Source organism: Micromonospora sp. NBC_00617 (genome assembly GCF_045161355.1).
Taxonomy (GTDB): domain Bacteria; phylum Actinomycetota; class Actinomycetes; order Mycobacteriales; family Micromonosporaceae; genus Micromonospora.
Window position 1 is genome coordinate 5,276,944 of the sequence record NZ_CP107751.1, and the last position, 21,117, is coordinate 5,298,060.

24 protein-coding genes and 1 pseudogene are annotated in these 21,117 nt (G+C 73.2%); 15 read left to right on the plus strand and 10 right to left on the minus strand.

Going from position 1 to position 21,117, the window contains the following annotated elements:
* Positions 1-6: 6 nt before the first annotated feature.
* The gene (locus OG505_RS24205) at positions 7-639 is read right to left on the minus strand and encodes a TetR/AcrR family transcriptional regulator (protein ID WP_405427831.1); all 633 of its coding nucleotides are present in this window, start codon (positions 637-639) and stop codon (positions 7-9) included.
* Positions 640-746: 107 nt separating this feature from the next.
* Complete coding sequence (locus OG505_RS24210) at positions 747-1,004, minus strand: hypothetical protein (protein ID WP_405427833.1); 258 nt, start codon at positions 1,002-1,004, stop codon at positions 747-749.
* Positions 1,005-1,115: 111 nt separating this feature from the next.
* Here OG505_RS24210 and OG505_RS24215 point away from each other — a divergent pair, with 111 nt between their 5' ends.
* From OG505_RS24215 to OG505_RS24260, 10 genes are all read left to right on the plus strand, one after another.
* Positions 1,116-1,334, plus strand: a complete 219-nt coding sequence (locus tag OG505_RS24215; RefSeq protein WP_405427835.1) for a helix-turn-helix transcriptional regulator — start codon at positions 1,116-1,118, stop codon at positions 1,332-1,334.
* A 170-nt stretch (positions 1,335-1,504) separates the two neighbouring features.
* Positions 1,505-2,326 carry an alpha/beta hydrolase gene (locus OG505_RS24220; RefSeq protein ID WP_405427838.1) on the plus strand — a complete coding sequence of 274 codons (822 nt, stop codon included), beginning with the start codon at positions 1,505-1,507 and terminating at the stop codon, positions 2,324-2,326.
* Between the two features lie 32 nt (positions 2,327-2,358).
* A complete protein-coding gene (locus OG505_RS24225; protein ID WP_405427840.1) occupies positions 2,359-3,519 on the plus strand; it encodes an acyl-CoA dehydrogenase family protein in 1,161 nt (386 codons plus the stop codon).
* Positions 3,509-4,723 carry an acetyl-CoA C-acetyltransferase gene (locus OG505_RS24230; RefSeq protein WP_405427842.1) on the plus strand — a complete coding sequence of 405 codons (1,215 nt, stop codon included), beginning with the start codon at positions 3,509-3,511 and terminating at the stop codon, positions 4,721-4,723. The genes OG505_RS24225 and OG505_RS24230 overlap by 11 nt, the downstream gene beginning before the upstream one ends.
* Positions 4,724-4,741: 18 nt before the next feature.
* Positions 4,742-6,895: a 3-hydroxyacyl-CoA dehydrogenase NAD-binding domain-containing protein gene (locus OG505_RS24235; protein WP_405427844.1), complete on the plus strand. Its 2,154-nt coding sequence runs from the start codon at positions 4,742-4,744 to the stop codon at positions 6,893-6,895.
* Positions 6,892-8,013: a CaiB/BaiF CoA transferase family protein gene (locus OG505_RS24240; RefSeq protein ID WP_405427846.1), complete on the plus strand. Its 1,122-nt coding sequence runs from the start codon at positions 6,892-6,894 to the stop codon at positions 8,011-8,013. The genes OG505_RS24235 and OG505_RS24240 overlap by 4 nt, the downstream gene beginning before the upstream one ends.
* Before the next feature lie 89 nt (positions 8,014-8,102).
* Complete coding sequence (locus OG505_RS24245) at positions 8,103-8,549, plus strand: YbaB/EbfC family nucleoid-associated protein (RefSeq protein WP_405427848.1); 447 nt, start codon at positions 8,103-8,105, stop codon at positions 8,547-8,549.
* Between the two features lie 3 nt (positions 8,550-8,552).
* A complete protein-coding gene (locus OG505_RS24250; protein WP_405427850.1) occupies positions 8,553-8,894 on the plus strand; it encodes a WXG100 family type VII secretion target in 342 nt (113 codons plus the stop codon).
* Complete coding sequence (locus OG505_RS24255; RefSeq protein ID WP_405427852.1) at positions 8,878-9,957, plus strand: hypothetical protein; 1,080 nt, start codon at positions 8,878-8,880, stop codon at positions 9,955-9,957. Before OG505_RS24250 ends, OG505_RS24255 begins: the two co-directional genes overlap by 17 nt.
* 14 nt (positions 9,958-9,971) lie before the next feature.
* Positions 9,972-10,250, plus strand: coding sequence for a hypothetical protein (locus tag OG505_RS24260; RefSeq protein WP_405427854.1), 279 nt, complete (start codon positions 9,972-9,974; stop codon positions 10,248-10,250).
* On the opposite strand, the gene OG505_RS24265 is transcribed toward OG505_RS24260, so the two are convergent.
* Both OG505_RS24265 and OG505_RS24270 read right to left on the minus strand, forming a co-directional pair.
* Positions 10,251-11,093, minus strand: coding sequence for a cytochrome c oxidase assembly protein (locus OG505_RS24265; protein WP_405427856.1), 843 nt, complete (start codon positions 11,091-11,093; stop codon positions 10,251-10,253). It lies immediately after the preceding gene.
* On the minus strand, positions 11,090-11,581 hold the full coding sequence (locus OG505_RS24270) for a DUF2243 domain-containing protein (protein WP_405427858.1): 492 nt from the start codon (positions 11,579-11,581) through the stop codon (positions 11,090-11,092). The genes OG505_RS24265 and OG505_RS24270 overlap by 4 nt, the downstream gene beginning before the upstream one ends.
* A 140-nt stretch (positions 11,582-11,721) precedes the next feature.
* Here OG505_RS24270 and OG505_RS24275 point away from each other — a divergent pair, with 140 nt between their 5' ends.
* From OG505_RS24275 to OG505_RS24285, 3 genes are all read left to right on the plus strand, one after another.
* Positions 11,722-12,963 (plus strand): DUF2786 domain-containing protein, encoded by a 1,242-nt coding sequence (locus OG505_RS24275; protein ID WP_405427860.1) that lies wholly within the window; start codon positions 11,722-11,724, stop codon positions 12,961-12,963.
* Positions 12,964-13,112: 149 nt separating this feature from the next.
* Entirely contained in the window at positions 13,113-13,469 is a 357-nt protein-coding gene (locus tag OG505_RS24280; RefSeq protein WP_405434673.1) for a YciI family protein, read from the plus strand.
* Positions 13,466-14,728 carry an RNA polymerase sigma factor gene (locus OG505_RS24285; protein ID WP_405427862.1) on the plus strand — a complete coding sequence of 421 codons (1,263 nt, stop codon included), beginning with the start codon at positions 13,466-13,468 and terminating at the stop codon, positions 14,726-14,728. The genes OG505_RS24280 and OG505_RS24285 overlap by 4 nt, the downstream gene beginning before the upstream one ends.
* 77 nt (positions 14,729-14,805) lie before the next feature.
* On the opposite strand, the gene OG505_RS24290 is transcribed toward OG505_RS24285, so the two are convergent.
* From OG505_RS24290 to OG505_RS24315, 6 genes and pseudogenes are all read right to left on the minus strand, one after another.
* Positions 14,806-14,940: an alpha/beta hydrolase gene (locus OG505_RS24290; protein WP_405427864.1), complete on the minus strand. Its 135-nt coding sequence runs from the start codon at positions 14,938-14,940 to the stop codon at positions 14,806-14,808.
* A pseudogene (locus OG505_RS24295) lies at positions 14,926-15,075 on the minus strand (alpha/beta fold hydrolase); the annotation flags it as partial. The pseudogene OG505_RS24295 and the gene OG505_RS24290, both read right to left, overlap by 15 nt.
* Before the next feature lie 110 nt (positions 15,076-15,185).
* The gene (locus tag OG505_RS24300) at positions 15,186-15,359 is read right to left on the minus strand and encodes a CsbD family protein (protein WP_405427866.1); all 174 of its coding nucleotides are present in this window, start codon (positions 15,357-15,359) and stop codon (positions 15,186-15,188) included.
* Positions 15,360-15,425: 66 nt separating this feature from the next.
* Positions 15,426-17,684: a heavy metal translocating P-type ATPase gene (locus OG505_RS24305; protein ID WP_405427868.1), complete on the minus strand. Its 2,259-nt coding sequence runs from the start codon at positions 17,682-17,684 to the stop codon at positions 15,426-15,428.
* Positions 17,685-17,696: 12 nt separating this feature from the next.
* The gene (locus tag OG505_RS24310) at positions 17,697-18,635 is read right to left on the minus strand and encodes a hypothetical protein (protein WP_405427870.1); all 939 of its coding nucleotides are present in this window, start codon (positions 18,633-18,635) and stop codon (positions 17,697-17,699) included.
* Between the two features lie 14 nt (positions 18,636-18,649).
* Entirely contained in the window at positions 18,650-18,859 is a 210-nt protein-coding gene (locus OG505_RS24315; protein WP_405427872.1) for a heavy-metal-associated domain-containing protein, read from the minus strand.
* Between the two features lie 149 nt (positions 18,860-19,008).
* Here OG505_RS24315 and OG505_RS24320 point away from each other — a divergent pair, with 149 nt between their 5' ends.
* Both OG505_RS24320 and OG505_RS24325 read left to right on the plus strand, forming a co-directional pair.
* Positions 19,009-19,305: a metal-sensitive transcriptional regulator gene (locus OG505_RS24320; protein WP_007454936.1), complete on the plus strand. Its 297-nt coding sequence runs from the start codon at positions 19,009-19,011 to the stop codon at positions 19,303-19,305.
* Positions 19,306-19,688: 383 nt separating this feature from the next.
* On the plus strand, positions 19,689-21,053 hold the full coding sequence (locus tag OG505_RS24325; protein ID WP_405427874.1) for a YibE/F family protein: 1,365 nt from the start codon (positions 19,689-19,691) through the stop codon (positions 21,051-21,053).
* The last annotated feature ends 64 nt before the right edge of the window (positions 21,054-21,117 follow it).

The following is a 21,117-nucleotide window of genomic DNA, read 5'->3' on the forward strand; positions in this document are numbered from 1 at the left end:
CCGTGGTCAGGACGGATCGCTGGCCGCGATGACCTGCGGGACGACCTGTTCGACGATGGTCAGCAGGGTGGTGGTGAGCAGCAGGTGGACCTGCGGCCGGGTCAACGCGCCGCGCTGGAGCCACTCCCGGGCGGTGGACGTCGCCAGCCCGCAGTACGCCCGGACCATCCCCCGCAACTCCTCACGGTCCTCGGCCTCCTCGGCCAGCCCGACGGCGACGAGCATCCGGTCGGCGGCGACCTCCTCCGCCTCGGCGAGCACCCGCTCCACGTCGGCGTCGCCGCCCATCCCCCGGGCGGTGACGGCGGCCAGCCAGGAGGTGCTGTGCCGGGACACCACGTCGAGGAACCAGGTGACGCTGGCATCCACACGGGTTCGCAGGTCACCCTTGGGCAGCCGTTCCAGGGCAACCTCGGGGATGGTCACCATGACCCGGACGACCTCCAGGTAGAGGTCCTTCTTCGTGCCGAAGTAGTGGTTGACCAGGCCCCGGGCGACGCCCGCCTCCCGCGCGACGTCGGTGGTCGACACGTCCGCGTACGGGCGCTCGCCGAACAGCCGGACCGCGCAGGCCAGGATCTGCCCACGCCGGGCGTCCGGCTCCAAACGGCGGCGGCGAGGAGCCGTCTCGACACTCATCTGCCCGACCCTAGCGGCAGCTCCCGGGGTCAGCCGCCGTCCTCACCTTGCTCAGTTGATGTTCACCAGTTGTCAGCGCCGTCCCTGAACTGCTGAGCATTAAGTGATCAAGGGGATCCGCGGCGGCGCCGGACCAGGTGCCGGCCGAGATGCCGCAGGTTGGACGTCTCGGAGTACAGGGCCGCGTTGATCGCACCCACTGCGACGCCCGGCGCTCGCTGCACCCGGTCGACGTCCTGCACGACCCGGCCGATCAACGTCAGCCGACAACGGAGATCGAACAACTCTCTCCGTGCGCAGTGCAGCGCCGTCTCCAATCCCCCGACCCGCTCCCGAAGCCACGCCAACTCCGTCGCCTGATCCATCGGCCAGCCCTTCTCGCCATTTTTGGTCGTGGGTCTACCCTCGCCCACTCGAACGGACTGCGCAAGTAGGTAGACGCAATTCGGCATTCCTGATCGCCCTACCGTCGAGTGATGGGTGAGGTCCCGGGTCCGCTGGTCGGCCCGCACGAGCTACAGGAGTTGCTCGGCGGCGTGAGCCGGACGCGGATGCGTCAGCTCACCCGCTATCCGACCTTCCCCGCGCCGTTTCAACGGCTGCACGGCACCACGGTCTGGCTGCGCGCCGATGTGGAGGCGTGGATCGCCGAGCACCGCCCACCGCGCCCCACCGACGGTGACGAGGCCGAGTAGCGCCACTACTTCTCGATCACCCGATGCGCAGCATCCAGGTGGCGTCCGGGCGATGATCCACTCCGGATCGCCGAAGCGGCGGTGTCCGTGCTGCCCGGACACCCCCATATCGGCGAGCTGGAGTGGATCAAGGGTGTCGGGGTGGCCACCTGACGTGTGAGGGTGGGTGGATGCACCGTGGGGACCCGGACTGGCTCGCTCACTCGCGGCGTGGCGATGGACCGCCGCTGGTGCTCATTCACGGCATCGGTAGTCGGTGGCAGGTCTGGGAGCCGGTGCTCGACGAGGTGGCCCGGCACCGCGACGTGATCGCGCTGGACCTGCCCGGCTTCGGCGCCTCGCCACCGTGGCCCGAGCCACCAAAGCCGCTGGCGACCCCCGGGGCGGTGGTGCACCTGGCGGATCGGGTCGCCGCGTTTCTGGACGCGCTGGGCGTGCAGCGGCCCGCCGTTGCCGGCAACTCGCTCGGCGGCGGCATCGCGTTGGAGTTGGGGCGACGCGGGCTGGCCCGCTCGGTGACCGCGTTCTCGCCCATCGGATTCTGGGGGCCGGTCGGGCGACGCTGGTGTCAACTGGCGGTCGGTGGGGCCCGGTCGGCGGCTGGCGGGCTGCGGCCCGCGCTGCCCCGGCTGCTGGCGAGCCGGGCCGGGCGGGTGGCGTTCTGCGGCCTGTTCTACGGCCACCCGGGTCATCTTGACCCCGACGAGAGCGTCGACTCGGCGGCGGCGCTGGCCGACGCGCCCGGCTTCGCGGTGGCGCGCGCCGCGTTCGCCGGATGGCAGGTCCGTCGAGAGACGACCGGCGCGCTCGACGACATCCCCGTGACGGTCGCCTGGGGTACGCGCGATCTCGTGTTGCCGTACGCCACTCAGGCCCGGCGGGCCCGCGCGGCGCTGCCGGCGGCCCGGCACGTGCCGTTGGCGGGCTGCGGACATCTGCCCTTCGCGGACGACCCGCAAGCCTGTGCCCGGCTACTGATCCAGACTTATTGACATGCCGCCAACAGCGCGCGAGGGTGGTGCACATGCCGACGCCCGATGGCTCCCCCTCGCCCTGGCGCGAACCTGAGCACGACGACCTCGCCGACCTGGCCCGCACCTTCTTCACCAACGAGGTGCTGCCGCACGCGGACCGCCTGCTGGCGCAGGGTCACCCGGACCGCGAGCACTACCGGCGTGCCGGTGAGCTGGGGTTGCTCGGCCTGTCGGTCCCCGAGGAGTACGGCGGCGGGGGCGGCGGCTTCACCCACGAGGCGGTGCTGCTGCACGAGCAGGCGTACACCGGGGAGGGCAGCCTCGGACTGGCCGTCCACAGTGGCATCGTCACCGGCTATCTCGTCGCGTACGGCAGCGAGGAGCAGAAGCGACGGTGGCTGCCCGGCCTGTGCAGCGGCGAGCTGGTCGGCGCGATCGCGATGACCGAGCCCGACGGCGGCTCGGACCTCCAGGCGATGCGCACGCGGGCGGTCCGCGACGGCGACGACTACCTGGTCACCGGCGCGAAGACGTTCATCACCAACGGCGGCCTGGCCGACCTGATTCTGGTGGCCGTGAAGACCGACCCCGAGCAGCGGGCGGCCGGCGTCTCGCTGCTGGTGTGCGAGGTGGGCGGCGACCCGGAGGGTTTCCGCCGGGGCCGGCTGCTGTCCAAGATCGGGCTGCACGCCAACGACACCGCCGAGCTGTTCTTCGACGAGTTCCGGGTGCCGGCGGCCAACCTGCTCGGCGGCGCCGAAGGGCTGGGCTTCATCCAGCTCATGCAGCAGCTTCCGCAGGAACGGCTGGTCATCGGCGTCGGCGCGGTCGCCGCGATGGAACGCGCGGTCGAGCTGACGGTCGCGTACGCCAAGGAGCGCACCGCCTTCGGCAAGACCCTGATGGGCCACCAGAACACCCGGATGGTGCTCGCCGAGTGCGCGACGCGTACCCGGGTCAGCCGGGTGTTCCTGGACGACTGCATCGTCCGGCACAGCCGGGGTGACCTGGACGTCGCCACGGCGGCGATGGCGAAGTCGTGGCTCACCGACGGGCAGTGCGAGGTCATCGACAGGTGCCTGCAACTGTTCGGCGGTTACGGCTACACGACGGAGTATCCGATCGCCCGGATGTACGCCGACGCCCGCGTCCAGAAGATCTACGGCGGCACCAACGAGATCATGAAGGAGCTGATCGCCCGTGCCCTCTGAGGCGTACGTCTATGACGCGGTCCGCACCCCGCGCGGACGCGGCCGGGACACCGGCGCGCTGCACGGGGTCAAGCCGATCTCGCTGGTGGTCGGCCTGATCGACGCGCTGCGCGAGCGCAACCCCGGCCTGGACGTGGGCCGGTTGGAGGACCTGCTGCTCGGCATCGTCACCCCGGTCGGCGAGCAGGGCGGCGACCTGGCTCGGGCCGCGGCGCTGCTGGCCGGGTTGCCCGACGAGGTGGGCGGGGTGCAGCTCAACCGGTTCTGCGCCTCTGGGCTGGAGGCGGTCAACTCCGCCGCCGCGCGCATCCGCTCCGGCTGGGAGCACCTGCTGCTCGCCGGCGGGGTCGAGTCGATGTCCCGGGTGCCGATGGGCTCCGACGGTGCCGCCTGGGCCACCGACCCGCAGACCGCGCTGGCCACGTCGTTCGTGCCGCAGGGCGTCAGCGCCGACCTGATCGCCACCCTGGAGGGCTTCACCCGCGACGACGTGGACGGCTACGCGCTGCGGTCCCAGGAGCGGGCCGCCAAGGCGTGGGCCGGCGGGCACTTCGCCCGCTCGGTCGTACCGGTCCGCGACGGCAACGGGCTGGACATCCTCACGGTCGACGAGCACCCGCGCCCCGAGACGACCCGGGAGGCCCTCGCTCGGCTCACCCCGTCCTTCGCCACCATGGGCGAGGCGGCCGGCTTCGACGCGGTCGCGTTGCAGAAGTTCCACTGGTTGGAGGCGATCGAGCACGTCCACCACGCCGGCAACTCGTCCGGCATCGTGGACGGCGCCGCGCTGGTGCTGATCGGTTCGGAGCAGGTCGGGCAGGACCTCGGCCTCAGCCCGCGCGCCCGGATCGTCGGCGCGGCCGTCACCGGCGCCGACCCGACGCTCATGCTGACCGGCCCGATCCCGGCCACCCACAAGGCGCTCGCCGTCGCCGGGCTGACCCTCGACGACATCGACCTGTTCGAGATCAACGAGGCGTTCGCGGCCGTGGTGCTCAAGTACGTCCGCGACCTGGGCCTCGACCCGGACCGCGTGAACGTCAACGGCGGCGCGATCGCTCTCGGCCACCCGCTGGGCGCCACCGGAGCCATGTTGCTCGGCACGGCGTTGGACGAGTTGGAGCGCCGCGACCTGCGCCGCGCCGTGGTGACCCTCTGCATCGGCGGGGGCATGGGCGTCGCCACCGTTCTCGAGCGCTGCTGACCCGGGGGGAAAAGACCAGTGACCACCACCATCCGGTACGACCGCGGCGCCGACGGCATCGTCACGCTCACCCTGGACGACCCCGACCAGTCCGCCAACACCATGAACCGGGCGTACGCCGCGTCGATGAGCGGGGTGTTCGACCGGCTGGAGACCGAGCACGATCTCGCCGGTGTCATCGTGACCAGCGCGAAGTCGACGTTCTTCGCCGGCGGTGACCTGCCCGAGATGATCCGGGCCACCCGCGAGGACGCGTCCGCGCTCGCCGACCTGCTCGGCACCATCAAGCGGGACCTGCGCCGACTGGAGACGCTGGGCCGACCGGTCGTCGCGGCGGTCAACGGCTCCGCGCTCGGCGGCGGCCTGGAGATCGCCCTCGCCTGCCACCACCGCGTCGCGCTGGACGCGCCCGACTCGCGGCTCGGGCTGCCCGAGGTGACCCTGGGTCTGCTGCCCGGGGCCGGCGGCGTCACCCGGACGGTGCGGATGCTCGGCCTGGCGGGGGCGCTGACCACGGTGCTGCTCACCGGCCGGCGGATGCGCCCGGCCGACGCCCTGGCGGCCGGGCTGGTCGACGAGGTGGTCGCCACGCCCACCGAGATGCTGGAGCGCGCACGGGCCTGGATCGCTGCCAACCCGCACCCGGCCCAGCCGTGGGACCGGCCGGACTATCGGATGCCCGGTGGCACCCCGGCCAGCCGTTCGCTGGCCGCCCAGCTGCCCGCGTTCCCGGCCACCCTGCGCAAGCAGCTCAAGGGCGCCCGGCTGCCCGCGCCCGAGGCGATCCTGGCCACCGCCGTCGAGGGCGCCCAGGTCGACCTGGACACCGCGTTCACCGTGGAGACCCGCCACCTGATCGGCCTGCTCACCGGGCAGGTCGCCAAGAACATGATCGGCGCGTTCTTCTTCGACCTGAAGGCTGTCAACGGCGGCGCAGCCCGGCCGTCCGTGGACGTTCCGCCGGTGCGGCGGGTGGCGGTGCTCGGCGCCGGCATGATGGGCGCCGGCATCGCGTACGCCTGCGCCAGCGCTGGCCTCGACGTGGTGGTCCGGGACGTGTCGCCGGAGGCCGCGGGGCGAGCCCGGGAGCACGCCGAACGACTGCTAGCCCGCCGGGTCCGCAAGGGCCGCGCCACCGAGGTCGACGCCCGCGCCGTGCTGGACCGGATCATCACCACCGACCAGGTGGACGCCCTCGCCGGCTGCGACGCCGTCATCGAGGCGGTCTTCGAGGACCCGGCCCTGAAGAAGGCCGTGTTCGCCGAGGTGCTGCCGGTGCTCGCGCCGGACGCGCTGCTCGCCTCCAACACCTCCACCCTGCCGATCACTCAGCTGGCCGAGGGCGTGGACCGGCCTGCCGACTTCATCGGCATGCACTTCTTCTCCCCCGTGGACCGGATGCCGCTGCTGGAGATCGTGGTCGGCGAGCAGACCGGTGACGCCGCATTGGCGCGGGCGTTCGACCTGGGCCGGCGGATCGGCAAGACCCCGATCGTGGTCAACGACGGCCGGGGGTTCTTCACCAGCCGCGTCATCGGCCGGTTCATCGACGAGGCGGTCGGCATGGTCGCCGACGGCGTACCGGCCGCGTCGGTGGAGCAGGCCGCGTTGCAGGCCGGCTACCCGACCGGGCCCCTCGCGCTGGCCGACGAGGTGAGCCTCACCCTGATCCAGCGGATCCGGCGTCAGTTCGAGGCGGCCAGCGAGGAGTACCTGCCGCTGCCCGCACACCGGCTCGTCGACGAGCTGGTCGACGCGTACGACCGGCCTGGCCGCGCCGCCGGACGCGGCTTCTACTCGTACGACGACGGCGTTCGGGGCCGGTTGTGGACCGGGCTCGCCGACCTGGTCACCGACGCCGGCCGGGCGGTGCCGTTCACCGACCTTCAGGAGCGGATGCTCTTCGCCGAGGCGCTGGACGCGCTGCGCTGCCTCGACGAGGGGGTGCTGCGCACCGAGACCGACGCCAACATCGGTTCGATCTTCGGCATCGGCTTCCCCGCCTGGACCGGCGGCGTGATCCGCTACGTCCGGCAGTACGCGGGCGGCCCGACCGGCTTCGCGGCCCGCGCCGCCGAGCTGGCCGAACGGTACGGCGACCGGTTCACGCCTCCCGCCGACCTGGCCGACCGGCTCGCCGCCCGTACCGCCGAACCGGCCGGCGTCGCGTGACGGCGGCGCGCGGCGGGCCGCTGGCCGGGGTGCGGGTCGTCGAGCTGGCGAGCCTCGCGCCGGCCCCGTTCGGCTGCATGGTGCTCGCCGACCTCGGGGCGGACGTGGTGCGCGTCGACCGGCCGGGCGGCCCGGGCGCCGGGCGCCTCGCCGCGCCGACCGGTGGCCCCTTGCAGCGCGGCCGACGGGTCACCGCGCTGGACCTGAAGTCCCCGGCCGGCGCGGCCGACCTGCTGCGCCTCGTCGAGCGGGCGGACGTGCTCGTCGAGGCGTACCGGCCGGGGGTCGCCGAGCGGCTCGGCTTCGGCCCGGACGTCTGCCGGGCCCGCAACCCCCGGCTGGTGTACGCGCGAATGACCGGCTGGGGCCAGGACGGCCCGCTGGCGGCTCGGGCCGGCCACGACATCGACTACATCGCGGTCGCCGGGGCGCTGGAGCCCCTGGGTCGAGCCGACGCACGTCCACACGCGCCGCTGAACCTGATCGGTGACTTCGCCGGTGGGGGCATGCTGCTCGCCGTGGGCGTGCTGGCCGCGCTGCTGGAACGGGAACGCTCCGGCGTCGGTCAGGTCGTCGACGCGGCCATGGTGGACGGATCGGCGCTGCTCACCTCGTTCCTGCACGGGCTGCTCGGCAGCGGCCTGTGGGCCGCCCCGCGGGGGCGGAACCTGCTCGACGGTGGAGCACCCTTCTACGACACGTACGCCACCGCCGACGGCGGCTTCATGGCCGTCGGGGCGCTGGAGCCGGCCTTCTACGCCGTACTGCTGGCGGGTCTCGGCCTGGCCGACGAGGCGGAGCTGCCCGACCAGTACGACCCGAGCGGCTGGGACGAGCTGCGGAGGCGGTTCACCGAACGGTTCGCCGAGCGCACCCGGGACGAGTGGACGGCGGTCTTCGCCGACCTGGACGCCTGTGTCGCCCCCGTGCTGGCCCCGGGCGAGGCGCACCGGCACCCGCACAACGCGGCCCGGGGGACGTTCGTCGAGGTGGACGGCGAGATCCAACCGGCTCCGGCGCCCCGCTTCGACCGTACGCCGGCGAGCCCGCCCACCCCGGCACCCGATCCGGGGCGCGACGTCGCACCGGTCGAGGAGATACTGTCCACCTGGGAGTGATCCACAAGCGGACTTCCGGGGCACGCGTGCGGGTGGCGCATTGATACCGTCGTGCACCGACGATGGACTGCGGACGTGGGGGGACGAGCATGGCGAGCGGGATTGATCCGTCCGGTCTGAGCGGCTCGCTCGAAGAGGCGATGCGCCTGCTGAGCCAGGCATCAGGTGCTGTCACGGCACAGCCGGGTGAGGCCGACGTGCCCGTGCCGGGCACCGAGCAGACGGTGGGGCGGGGCACCGGCGGTGACGGTCTCGTCGAGGCGGAGGTCTCCGCCTTCGGGGCCCTGCGGACGCTGGTGATCGACCCGAGCCTGTCGCGGGCCGGCACGAGCACGATCGCCGAGTACGTCCTGGAGGCGGTCCAGGCGGCACAGGCCGACGAGCGCGCCCGCCGGGCCGACCTGACGGCCGGGGCGCAGGTCGACAGCACGGCCCTCACCCAGCAGCTCGAACGGGTCTCCGAGGAGGCGTTCCGCGGCTTCCAACAGATGATCGGTGATCTGGACGCGGCCACCCGCCGGATGGATCGTCGCTGAGCCATGTCCGACGGAATCCAGGTGGACGTCGACGCTCTGCACTCCGCCGCCGCGTCGATCGCGACGACCGGCCAGCAGCTCGGCGCGGCGGTCAGCGGCCTTGAGTCGACGGTGAACGGGGCGGGTAGTCCCTGGGGCGCCGACGAGGCGGGGTCTCTCTTCGGGGCCGTGTACGTCGAGGTCCTGACGCATGCGCTCGACGTGTACCGGTCGATGGCCGACCAGTTGTTGGAGGCCGCCGAGAACCTCGACCTCGGTGCCGACGCGCACGAGGCGACCGACCTGGCCAACGCGGAACTCTTCACGAGGATGGAGCTGCCCAGTGGGTATGCAGCTTCCTCCTGAGCTGGCCGAGGCGTTGGGCTGGGTCGGCTTCACCTGGCCGACCGCCGACGAGGAGTTGCTGTTCGAGGCGTCCCAACTGTGGTTCGCGTTCGCCGGCCGACTGCGGACGGCGGTCGGGGAGGCCCAGGCGGGCGCGGCACAGGTCGGCACGACCAACAGCGGCGACGACATCCGCGCGTTCGAGCAGGCGTGGCAGGGCGAGGAGGGTGCGCCGCGCCGCATGGAGGACGGCGCGCAGGCGGCCGAACTGATCGGCATGGCGTTGCTGGTGATGGCCATCATCACCCTGACGCAGAAGATCATCGTGATCGTCCAGTTGACGATCCTGGTCATTCAGGTGGCGATCGCGTTGGCGGCGGCGGCACCCAGTCTCGGCGCGTCGCTGGCCCAGATCCCCGTCTCGATCGGCCTGGCCCGGATGGCGATCCAGCGGGTCATCAAGGAAGTCATCGAGCGGGTCGTCAAGGAAATCATCCCGCAGTTGTTGAAGCGCGCGAAGACGCTGTTGCGCCGTTTCGCCCGCAAGGGTGCGAAGCGGGGCGGCCCGAAGCGGCCCGGCGTGCCCGGCCCGCACACCACCCCGCGCTACTCCAACACCAAGCCGATGCTCGACAAGTACCGCAACGAGCATCTGCCCGGCGGGCACTTCCCGACGGCCGTACGCCGGCTCAGCCCCGAGGAGCTGGAACAGCACCGGGTCTTCTTCGACAGCAACGGCGTGCTGCGCAGCGCGCGCAACGGCGAGCCGTTCGACACGTCGAGCGCGCAGACCGTGTTCAGCGGAAACGGTCAAGCGATCTTCGTGATGGACCGCAACGGCAACCTCTACGCGTCCAATTACCAGAAGGTCGGCGACTTCCACCACTCCACTCTGGGCGGCGGAAACCCGGTCGCCGCGGCCGGCGAGCTGGTCGTCAAGGACGGTAGGGTCCAGTACGCCACGGCGCGCAGCGGTCATTACCAGCCCGACCCCAGCCACATGGCCAATCTCGACGCCGAGTTCAAACGCAACGGCGTCAACGGGGTTCCGATTCTGGGCTGGGATGGCGGCCGGATCTTCTAGGGGAGTCGACGAGCATGGGTACGGACAGTTGGAAGGGCCACGTCAACGGGATCCTCTACGGGGTCCAGTTCGACAGGACGCTCGACGATTCGGTGGTGACCCGGGTCGCCGACGGGGTGGCCGCCGGGCTCTACCCGGGTGACCGGGCCGAGACGCGGGACGCGCTGGAGCAGGCGCTGCTCTACTCGGGCCCGCTGAACGACCAGGCCGAGACGCCGCACAGCGAGGACGACATCCGCGCGTTCTTCCGGCGGCTCACCGCCGCCCTGGCGGCCCCGTCCGCGCAGAGTTGATCAAGAGGTTCGCGTCACGGCAGCACCCTGTCGTGACGCGAACCTCTTGATCACCAGGGGTGGGCGGCGGCGGTACCAGGTCGCGAAGAGTGCCACCGCCAGCAGCAGCTCCGCGATGTCGCCGCCGTAGTACATGAGTTGGGCGGCCGATCGGAACGCCGCGGCGTCCGGGTCGGCCAGCCCCGGGGGCAGGGTGCCGGCCTGCGCGTAGAGGTACTTGGCGAGCGCGGCGTGACCGGCTGACGAGCCGAGCAGCGCGCCGACCCGCACGGCCAGCCCGGGGCGGCGGGGCGCCGGGTCCGGCCCGGCCAGCGACCAGGCGAACAGGTAGCCCGCGGCCAGGTAGTGCAGGTGTACGCCGTGGTGCAGGACCGGTTGGCGTTCCGCCACCGCGTACAGCGGGGTGAGCAGCACCAGCGCCAGCCCACCCGTGCTCAGCAACGCGGCGGTGACCGGGTGGGCGATCAGGTGCAGTCCGCGGGCGCGCAGCAGCCGGCCCACCCGCCGACGCGTCGAGGTGGGCGCGACGTGCAGCAGCAGCGTCACCGGGGCGCCGAGGACCAGCCCGAGCGGCGCCAGCATGCCGAGCAGCAGGTGCTGCGCCAGGTGCCCGCGCGGGTCGTCCGAGAGGTGGGCCAGCGGCCCGACCGCGACCGCCAGCACGGTGCACCCGGCCAGCCAGGCGACGGTACGCCGATGGTCCCAGCCGCGCGGGTCGCGGACGGCTGCCAGTAGGTAGCCGACGGCCAACACCGCGGCCGGGAGCAGCGGCGACCAGCCCGGCCCGTCCGCCGGGTGGCCCCCGTGCGCCCATGCCGCCGGGCCCGGAGCTACTGCCGTCACCGGGGGCCGTCACCCGGTCGGCGGGACCGCGTCCACCAGATGAGCGCCGCGCCGGCCAGCAGCAGGACCGCGCCGCCCACGTTCCACACCACGTCGTACGGGCCCAGGTGTACGCCGTAGCGGATCTGGTGCACCCGGAGCACCTTGTGGTCGACCAGCCCGTCGAAGAGCTGGAATCCTCCGGCACCGAGCAGGAAGCCACCCCAGGCCAACCGGGGTGACAGGGCCAGCCGTCGGCGCAGATCGGCGAACCAGAAGAACCCGCCGACCAGGGCGATCACCTCGGCGGCGTGCAGCAGTCCGTCCGAGAGCAGCGCCACCGACGGGGTGGACCGGTCGTAGAAGTGGTGCCAGGCCAGCAACTGGTGGAAGACGATCTCGTCCACGGCGGCCATGATCGCGACGCCGATCAGGACGCCCGCGAGCGTGGACGACCGGCCGTCCGGCACGGCGACGGGACGCCCCCGCGGCAGGCTGGAACGGACCATCACACACCTCGCATCCGCCCGGGTCAAGGCCGAACTACCCCAAACTGGCCGAGTCATGCCCGCCGAAGCCGTGCCGGCATGATCATTGGGTTGGGCGGGCCGGATTGCCTCGCCGGCAACGGAGACCGGAGGAGGTGCCTGTGCCGGACGCGGACGAACTCGTCGCCGACGCGCTCGCGGCGGTGCGCGGCACCGACGTACGACAGGCCGAACGGCAGTTGGACCGGCTGATGGTCGGCACCGGCGCGGCGGACGGTGCCACGGCGGTGGACGCGGCCCTGCGGCGTCGGCTGGTCCGTGGCCTCGGGCGGCTCTGGCCACGCGGCTGGCAGCCGGTCGACGTACACCGGATCACCGCGCGGCGGCTCGACGCACGGGCGGCCCGGCTGGTCCGGGACGCGCTGGCCGCTCAGCGACGCGAGCAGGCCGGGCCGGTCCCCGACTGGTGGGACGACCAGCTACGCGGCCTGACCGCCGAGGGCCGGGACGACGGCCACGACCTGCTGGCCACCTGGACCGCCGCGGAGGGACTGGACCGGGTCGACGCTCTCCGCGCCGCGGTCGACGTGCTCGCGCTGGTGGAGAGCCTGCCGCCGATCGCGGTGCTGCGCCCACCGCCCGGCTCGACCGGGGCGACGATCCCCCGCACCGCCGGTACGGCCCGCAGCGGGTCACCGATGCTGGACCGGGTACGCGCGCTGCTCGCCAAGGCCGAATCGACCACCTTCCCGGCCGAGGCGGAGGCGTTGACCGGGAAGGCGCAGGAGCTGATCGCCCGGCACAGCATCGACGAGGCGCTGCTGGCCGCCGGGGCGGAGCGCGGCGACCTGCCGGGCGGGGTGCGGCTGGGCACCGAGACCCCGTACGCGGGGGCGAAGGCGCTGCTGGTGCAGGAGGTGGCGGCGGCGAACCGGTGCGAGGCGGTCTGGTCCGACGATCTCGGTTTCACCACCGTGCTGGGGTGGCCGGCGGATCTCGTGGCGGTGGAGCTGCTCTACACCTCGCTGCTGGTGCAGGCCACCGCCGCCATGCTGCGCGGTCGCACCGAGCGCCGGCCGGGGTCCGGCCGGCGGACGAAGGTGTGGGACGAGTCCTTCCTCAACGCGTTCGCGCTGCGGATCGGTGAGCGGCTGCGCGCGGCCACCGAGGCGGCCGACCAGGCGGCCGCCGAGACGGCCGGGCCGGAACGCCTGCTGCCGGTGCTCGCCGCACGTGGCGAGGCGGTCCAGGAGCGGCTGGGCGCCCTCTTCCCGGGCGTCACCCGGCACCGGCTCAGCGTCCGCGACGCCGAGGGCTGGTCGTCCGGCACCTCGGCGGCCGACCGGGCCGCGCTGGACGTCGGCGGCGGCCACCGGCCCCGACAGGTGCCGGGCCGAGGCTGATCCGCACGGCGTGGGACCACCGCCGGAGAGGGTTTCTGCGATTTTCTTCGGTACGCGGTAGGGAACGGGGTGTCGGCTCCGACCCTCCGGTGAGCCGCACCCCGCCCCGGGGAGCGACCAGCCAAGCGAGGAGCATCGCCGTGAAGTACATGCTGCTGATCTGGAACCGGCCCGGCTTCACCGAGGAGCTGACCGAGCAGGACCGCACCGCCCTGTTCGGCGAGGTGGACGAGATCATGAAGGAGCTGACCGAGAGCGGCGAGCTGGTCGGCGGCCAGGCGCTGGCCGACCCGTCGCAGACGCAGACGGTTCGACTCGCCGGCGGTCATCCGGAGATCGTCGACGGGCCGTTCATGGAGAGCAAGGAGCAGTTCGCCGGCTACCTGACCGTCGACTGCGACAGCCCGCAGCGGGCCGCCGAGATCGCCGCCCGCTGGCCGGACGTGCGCTTCGGCGGGGCGATGGAGGTCCGCCCGATCATGGAGCAGGCCGGGACGGAGATGTGACCGACGACCGGACGGTCGAGGACCTGCTGCGCACGCTCGCGCCGCAGGCCCTCGGCCTGCTGGTCCGCCGGCACGGCCAGTTCGACAGGTGCGAGGACGCGGTCCAGGAGGCATTGCTCGCCGCCGCGACGCAGTGGCCCGGACAGGGCGTACCGGACAATCCGCGCGCGTGGTTGCTCACCGTGGCCACCCGCCGGCTCACCGACGAGTGGCGCAGCGAGAGCGCCCGCCGGAACCGCGAGGTGGCGGTGGCGCTGCGCGAGCCGGCGTACGCCCAGGTGGCGCCGGCGGCCGACGCGGAGCCGGCGGTGGCGGACGCCGACGACACCCTCACCCTGCTCTTCCTCTGCTGCCATCCGGCGCTGGCGCCCTCGGCGCAGGTGGCGCTGACCCTGCGGGCGGTCGGCGGGCTCAGCACCGCCCAGATCGCCCGGGCGCACCTGCTGCCCGAGGCGACGATGAGCCAGCGGATCCGGCGGGCCAAGCAGCGGATCGAGGCCGCCGGGGCCCGGTTCCTGATGCCCGGGCCGGGTGAGCGCGGCGAGCGGCTGCGGACGGTGCTCCGGGTGCTCTACCTGATCTTCAACGAGGGGTACACCGCGTCCAGCGGACCGGACCTGCGACGGGCCGAGCTGACCGGCGAGGCGATCCGGCTGGCCCGCGTCCTGCACGGGCTGCTGCCCGACGACGGTGAGGTGACCGGTCTGCTGGCGCTGATGCTGCTCACCGACGCGCACCGGGCGGCCCGGGTCGGCGAGGACGGCGAGCTGGTGCCGCTGAGCGAGCAGGACCGCGCCCGGTGGGACGGCGGCGCCATCGCGGAGGGAGTAGCCCTGGTCACCGAGGCGCTGACCTGGTCGCCGCCCGGCCCGTACCAGCTCCAGGCGGCGATCGCGGCGGTGCACGCCGAGGCGCCGACGGCGGCGGAGACGGACTGGCCGCAGATCGTGGCGCTCTACCGGCTGCTCGCCCGGGTCGCCCCGAACCCGATGGTCACGCTCAACCAGGCGGTGGCCGTGGCCATGGTGGACGGGCCGCGCGCGGGCCTCACCCTGCTCGCGCCGCTGGACGCCGACGAGCGGATGGCCGGGCACCACCGGCTCGCGGCGGTCCGGGCGCACCTGCTGGAGCTGGCCGGGGAGCCGGGCGCGGCGCGGGAGGCGTACCTGACGGCGGCGCGCGGCACGACGAGTCTTCCCGAGCAGCGTTACCTGGAGCTGAGAGCCGTCCGGCTGGCGGGCCGACCGTGGCACCCGTGAGCTGGCGCGTGTCGCGCTGACTGACCACGGCACGGCCCCGGTCGCCGCAAACTGTCGCGCGGCGACCGGGTTGTCGGTCAGCTCGACACGTCGACGGCCGGGCAGCGGGCACCCCGGGCGGGCACCACCTGGCCGATCAGGTAGGCGTCGACCGCTCGCCCCACGCAACCGCTGGTGGTGTAGCTGCCGTGGCCCCAACCCTCCCGCACCACGGCCCGGACCTGGTCGGGGAACAGCTCCGCGTAGCGCTGACCGAGCAGGGTGCCGTACGAGCAGCCGTGGAACGTCAGCCGCCGTTCGCCGAGCGCGGCGCGGACGGCATCGAGGTCGCGGGCGGCGCTGGTCGTAGAGCGGCCCGGTGCGCGCCCGACAGGGGGATCTCAGGCTTCACGGCCCGGACACACAGCACGCCGGGCCGGTGAATATCACCGGCCCGGCGTGCGGGTTACGTCGTACGTCAGCTCTTGAAAGCGTCCTTGATCTTCTCGCCCGCCTGCTTGAGCTTCGCCGCGGACTGGTCTGCGCGGCCCTCGGCCTCCAGCTGCTCGTTGTCGGTGGCCCGACCGGCGCCTTCCTTGAGCTTGCCGGCCGCGTCCTCGCTGGCGTTGTTGATCTTGTCATCGATACCCATGTGCCAACCTCCATTGCGAGCGTCGCTACGACCTCAGCAGTACCCCCGCGGTCCACCGCCCAACCATCACCGCCGTGACAATCCGCGATCGGCGGCCGAACGGAACCGGCGCAGGCGCAGACTGTTGGCCACCACGAAGACCGAGGACAGCGCCATCGTGGCACCGGCGATCATCGGGTTGAGCAGGCCCGCGGCGGCCAGCGGCAGGGCCGCCACGTTGTAGCCGAAGGCCCAGAACAGGTTGCCCCGGATGATCCCGAGCGTGCGCCGGGACAGCCGGATGGCGTCCACCGCCGCATCCAGGTCGCCCCGGACGAGGGTGAGATCGGACGCCTCGATCGCCACGTCGGTGCCGGTGCCCATTGCCAGCCCCAGATCGGCCTGGGCCAACGCCGGCGCGTCGTTCACCCCGTCACCGACCATCGCCACCGACCGCCCCTGCGCCTGGAGCCGCCGGACGACGTCGACCTTGCCGGCGGGCAGCACCTCGGCGATCACCTCGTCGATGCCCACCTCGGCGGCGACCGCCTCGGCCACGGTGGGGTTGTCGCCGGTCAGCAGGACCGGGGTGAGCCCCAGGGCGCGCAGCCGGGCCACGGCCGACCGGCTCGTCGGCCGGACCACGTCGGCGACCGCGAGCACGCCCCGCGCCCGTGCGTCCCAGCCGGCGACGATCGCCGTACGTCCGGCGGCCTGCGCGGCACGCACGGCCAGATCGACCTCCGGCGGTACGTCGACACCGCGCTCGCGCAGCAGCCGGAGCCGGCCGACCAGCACGGTCCGACCGTCGACCGTGCCGGTGACGCCCAACCCTTCGAGGTTGGCGAAGTCGGTCACCGGGGGCAGCGCGCCGGCCTCGGCGGCGCCGGCGGCGACCGCGCGGGCGATCGGGTGCTCGGAGGCGGCCTCCAGCGCACCGGCGAGTCGAAGCAGCTCGGCCCGGTCCTCGTCGCTGGCCGGCACCACGTCCACCAACGTCATCCGGCCGGTCGTCACGGTGCCGGTCTTGTCCAGCACGACCGTGTCCACCCGGCGGGTCGACTCCAGCACCTCCGGTCCCTTGATCAGCACGCCGAGCTGGGCGCCGCGACCGGTGCCGACCAGCAGCGCGGTCGGCGTGGCCAGGCCGAGCGCACACGGGCAGGCGATGATCAGCACGGCCACGGCGGCGGTGAACGCGGTGGTCGGCCCGGCGCCGGCGCCGAGCCACCAGCCGAGGGTGCCCACCGCGAGGGTGATGACGATCGGCACGAAGACGCCGGAGATCCGGTCGGCCAGCCGCTGCACGGCCGCCTTGCCGCTCTGCGCCTGCTCGACGAGGTCGGCCATCCGGGCGAGCTGGGTGTCCGCGCCGACCCGGGTGGCGGTGACGACCAGCCGGCCACCCGCGTTGATCGTGGCGCCGACCACCCCGTCGCCCGGGCCGACCTCGACCGGCACCGACTCGCCGGTCAGCATGCTGGCATCGACGGCGGACGTGCCCTCGTCGACGACCCCGTCGGTGGCGATCTTCTCGCCGGGGCGGACCACGAACCGGTCACCGACGACGAGCCGGTCCACCGGGATCCGGGTCTCCACGCCGTCGCGCAGCACCGCCACGTCCCGGGCACCGAGTTCGAGAAGGGCGCGCAGGGCCGCCCCGGCGGTCCGCTTGGATCGGGCCTCGAAGTAGCGGCCGGCCAGGATGAACACCGTCACCCCGGCGGCCGCCTCCAGATAGATGTTGCCGGCGCCGTCGGTGCGGGTGATGTCGAAGCGGAAGGGGTGCGTCATCCCGGGCATCCCGGCGTCGCCCAGAAAGAGCGCCCAGAGCGACCAGCCGAACGCGGCCAGGGTGCCCAGCGAGACCAGGGTGTCCATGGTCGCGGCACCATGCCGCAGGTTAGTCCACGCGGCCCGGTGAAACGGCAGCCCTCCCCAGACCACCACCGGGGCGGCGAGGGTCAGCGAGAGCCACTGCCAGTAGTCGAACTGCCAGGGCGGCACCATGGCCAGCAGGACCACCGGCACGCTGAGCACCGCCGACACCCACAGACGGGTACGCGGCCCGCGCAGCGGGTCGACCGGCTGCTCGGTCGCCGGCGGAGCCGGCAGGGCCGCCGTGTAGCCGGTCTTCTGCACCGTGTCGATCAGGTCGTCCGGGGTGACGCTGTCGACGTACCGGACGGTGGCCTTCTCGGTGGCGTAGTTGACGGTGGCGCTCACCCCGTCCATCCGGTTCAGCTTCTTCTCGATCCGGGCGGCGCAGGCGGCGCAGGTCATTCCCCCGATGGCCAGCTCGATCCGGTTCGGCGCCTCGGGCAGTGGTCTGCTGGTGGTGGTCATCGTCTGGTCCCGTCAGTTGTGCCCGTGGCCGGGGGCGCCGTGCTCGGTCGGCGCCGGCCCGCTCGGGGTAAGGTCGCCCCCGGTCGAGGCGGTGCCGACGACGACGGTGAACTCGGCGGTGTGCACCCGCCCGCCGTGCCGGAAGTCGAGGTAGAGCCGGTAGCTGCCGGCCGACGGCACCTCGGCGAAGAAGGTGATCTCCGGACCGGACCGGGTGCGTCCGTCGCCGGGCGTTCCGTCCGGGTGTACGTGCAGGTACGCGAGATCGCCCCGGCGCAGCGCCACCAGGTGCCCGTACGCCCCCAGGTAGGGCTCCAGGTCGGTGACCGGTCGCCCGTCGCGGCTGACGCTCAGGGCGAGTGCCGAGGTACGGCCGGGCTGCGGCACACCGGCCAGGGTGACGGTGTAGCCGTCGACGGTGGTGCTGCTCGCCGGGGCGGGCAGCGGTCGTTCGGTCAGCTCACCGGGGACGGTCACGTCCACGCCGAGGGTCAGCGCCTCGCCCCCGGTGGGCGTGAAGTCGGCGAATGCCCGCCACTGCCCGGGGCCGTCCAGCGGGGTCTCGACCCGCCAGGTGCCGTCCGGGGCGAGGTCGGGGTGCACGTGGTGGAAGCCGGACAGGTCCCGCCGGGCGACGATCAGGTGCATCCGCTTGTCGTGCGCCACGTCGTACCTGGTCACCGGCCGGCCGTCCGGCCCGCCGATCCGGAAGGCGAACTCGCCCGCCGGGGCGGCGACCGGAACGAGCGTGTAGCCACGGTCGGAGACGAGCAGGCCGCCGGGAACCTGGTCGGTCACCTCGTCCTGCACGGTGGAGCCCGGGGTGTGGGCGGCGCCGCCGTCGGGCCGACCCTCGGCGACCGGGTCGACCACCCGGCCGACCCCGTACGCCGCGCCGAAGACCGCCGCGAGGCCGAGGGCGAACCCGCTCATTCTGGTCACGGTGTTCATCCCGGGCCTCCCGCTCACGCCTCGACGAGGTCGTAACCGGCCTCGTCGACCGCGGCCCGGACGGACTCCACGGCCACCGGCTGCTCGCTGGTGACGGTGACCCGGCCGGTGGCGAGATCCACCTGCACGTCGCGCACCCCGGCGATGGCGCCCACCTCGGCGCTGACCGCGCTGACGCAGTGCCCGCAGGTCATGCCCCGCACCTGGTACGTCGTGTCGACCATTGAATCGCTCCCTTCGTCGTCCGTCAGCCTATACCCCCCAGGGGTAAGGGCGAGGCGGACTCGTGACCGGTCCGGTACCGGTACCCGGTGGGGGTATCGGACACGCGGGACGTTACCATACCCCCCAGGGGTACGCTATCCTCGTCGCCATGACCGCACCCACGCCGATCCGCGGGTACACCGCCAGCAAGGACCAACTGCTCGCGCGGCTCCGCCGCGTCGAGGGGCAGGTCCGGGGCATCGAGAAGATGGTCGACGAGGACCGTTACTGCATCGACGTGCTCACCCAGATCTCCGCGATCCAGGCCGCGCTCGACAAGGTGGCCCTGGGTCTGCTCGACGGGCACGCCCGGCACTGCATGCACGAGGGCGCGGCCGAGGGCCGGGCCGACGAAATGGCCACCGAGATGATGGCGGCCGTCGGCCGGCTCATGAAGCGCGGTTGAGGGCCGGCTCCTGAAGCGCGACTGAGGGGCCGACTCCTGACGGGCCGAGCCGTGGGCCGGTCCGGCCCGGAGTGGCGCGCCCCGCGCTCCGGTGGACGGCGCGCGGGCGGGCGCGTCCGACACTCCGCCACGACCTGCGACCCCCGGCCCGGCTGACTAGCATCTCCGACGATGGCTCAGCGGACCCCGCCACGCAGTCCGGCATCGGCACCGCCACGATGCGGTGCTGCCGCCGCCCACCAGCCGGGCCGGCCTGTCACTGCCCGTGGTCGTCGCGTCGTCAACCAGCAATTCGATGCGCTCGTCACCGCGTTCGTCCGGCGGAGGTGAACCGCCCGGCCCGTCGGCACGTACCCCGCACCGGATCGTTGGGAGTTCTCGCATTGGGTTCCGACCACAGCCATACCGCCCGCCCCGCCCCGCCCCGGGTCCGGCGGATCCTCGTCGCGACGGTGGTGCCGCTCTTCGTGGCCACCGTCGTCGCCGCCGTGGTGCTCTGGCCACGGGACGGGGCGCCGCAGACCGGCGGCGGCACGGACGCGCCGCGCCACCACGGCACGGTGACCCGGGTGGTGACCGAACCCTGCCCACCGTCGGCCAGCCCGGAGGGCACGCCGGCCACCGGGCCGTGCGGGACGGTGGACGTACGGGTCGAGGACGGGCCGAGCGCCGGCCAGCAGGTGCGGACGCCCGTCCCCGCCGGACCCGGCGCTCCACGGGTCGAGGTCGGCGACGACGTCGTCCTGGTCGAGCTGGCCGACCCGGCCGATCCCGCCACCAGCAGCTGGAACATCGCCGAGCATCAGCGCGGAACGCCGCTGGTGTGGCTCGCGGTGGTCTTCGCCGCCGCGATCGTCGCGTTCGGCCGGTGGCGGGGCCTGGCCGCGCTGGCTGGGCTGGCCGCCAGCTTCGCCATCCTGCTCACCTTCGTGTTGCCAGGCATCAGCGCCGGCCGGTCACCGCTGCTGGTGGCGGTGGTCGGCGCAGCCCTGATCATGTTCGTGGTGCTCTACCTGACACACGGAGTGACAGCGCAGACCTCGGTCGCGGTGCTCGGCACCCTGGGCAGCCTGGTGCTCACCGGCGTGCTCGCGACCATCGCCACGGCCGCCACCCGGCTCACCGGCTTCGGCAGCGAGGACGCCACCACGCTGTCGATGTTCCAGGCCCATGTCGACCTGCGCGGCCTGCTGCTCGCCGGGATCATCATCGGCTCACTCGGGGTGCTCGACGACGTGACCGTCACCCAGGCCGCCACCGTCACCGAGCTGGCGAACGCCAATCCCGGTCTGAGCCGGCTACAGCTCTACCGGGCGGCCACCCGGGTCGGCCGGGCGCACATCGCCTCCACGGTCAACACCATCGTCCTGGCGTACGCGGGTGCGTCACTACCGCTGCTGCTCCTGCTCACCGCCGACACCCGCCCCCTCGGGCAGATCCTGACGAGCGAGTTCCTCGCCCAGGAGATCGTCCGCAGCGCGGTCGCCACGCTCGGCCTGATCGCCGCCGTACCCCTCACCACCGGGCTGGCCGCCGTGGTGACCGCGGCCGGGTCGACGCCGGCGCAGGGCGCGGACGCCGACGTCCTGACACCGCGCCCCCGTCCGGACCGGACGGAGGCACTGGCCGCCCTCAGCTCCCCGCCGCGGGGCCGGCCCGACGGGCCCGACCCGGAGCGGAACGCACCCCCACCCACCGCCACCACCGCGTGGCCAGAGCCGAACAGGAGCACTGATACGGCATGGTGAGACTCCTCAGCGTGACCGGATCGGGCATCCGCCCTGAGAACCGCGTCACTGCTCACTCAACGCC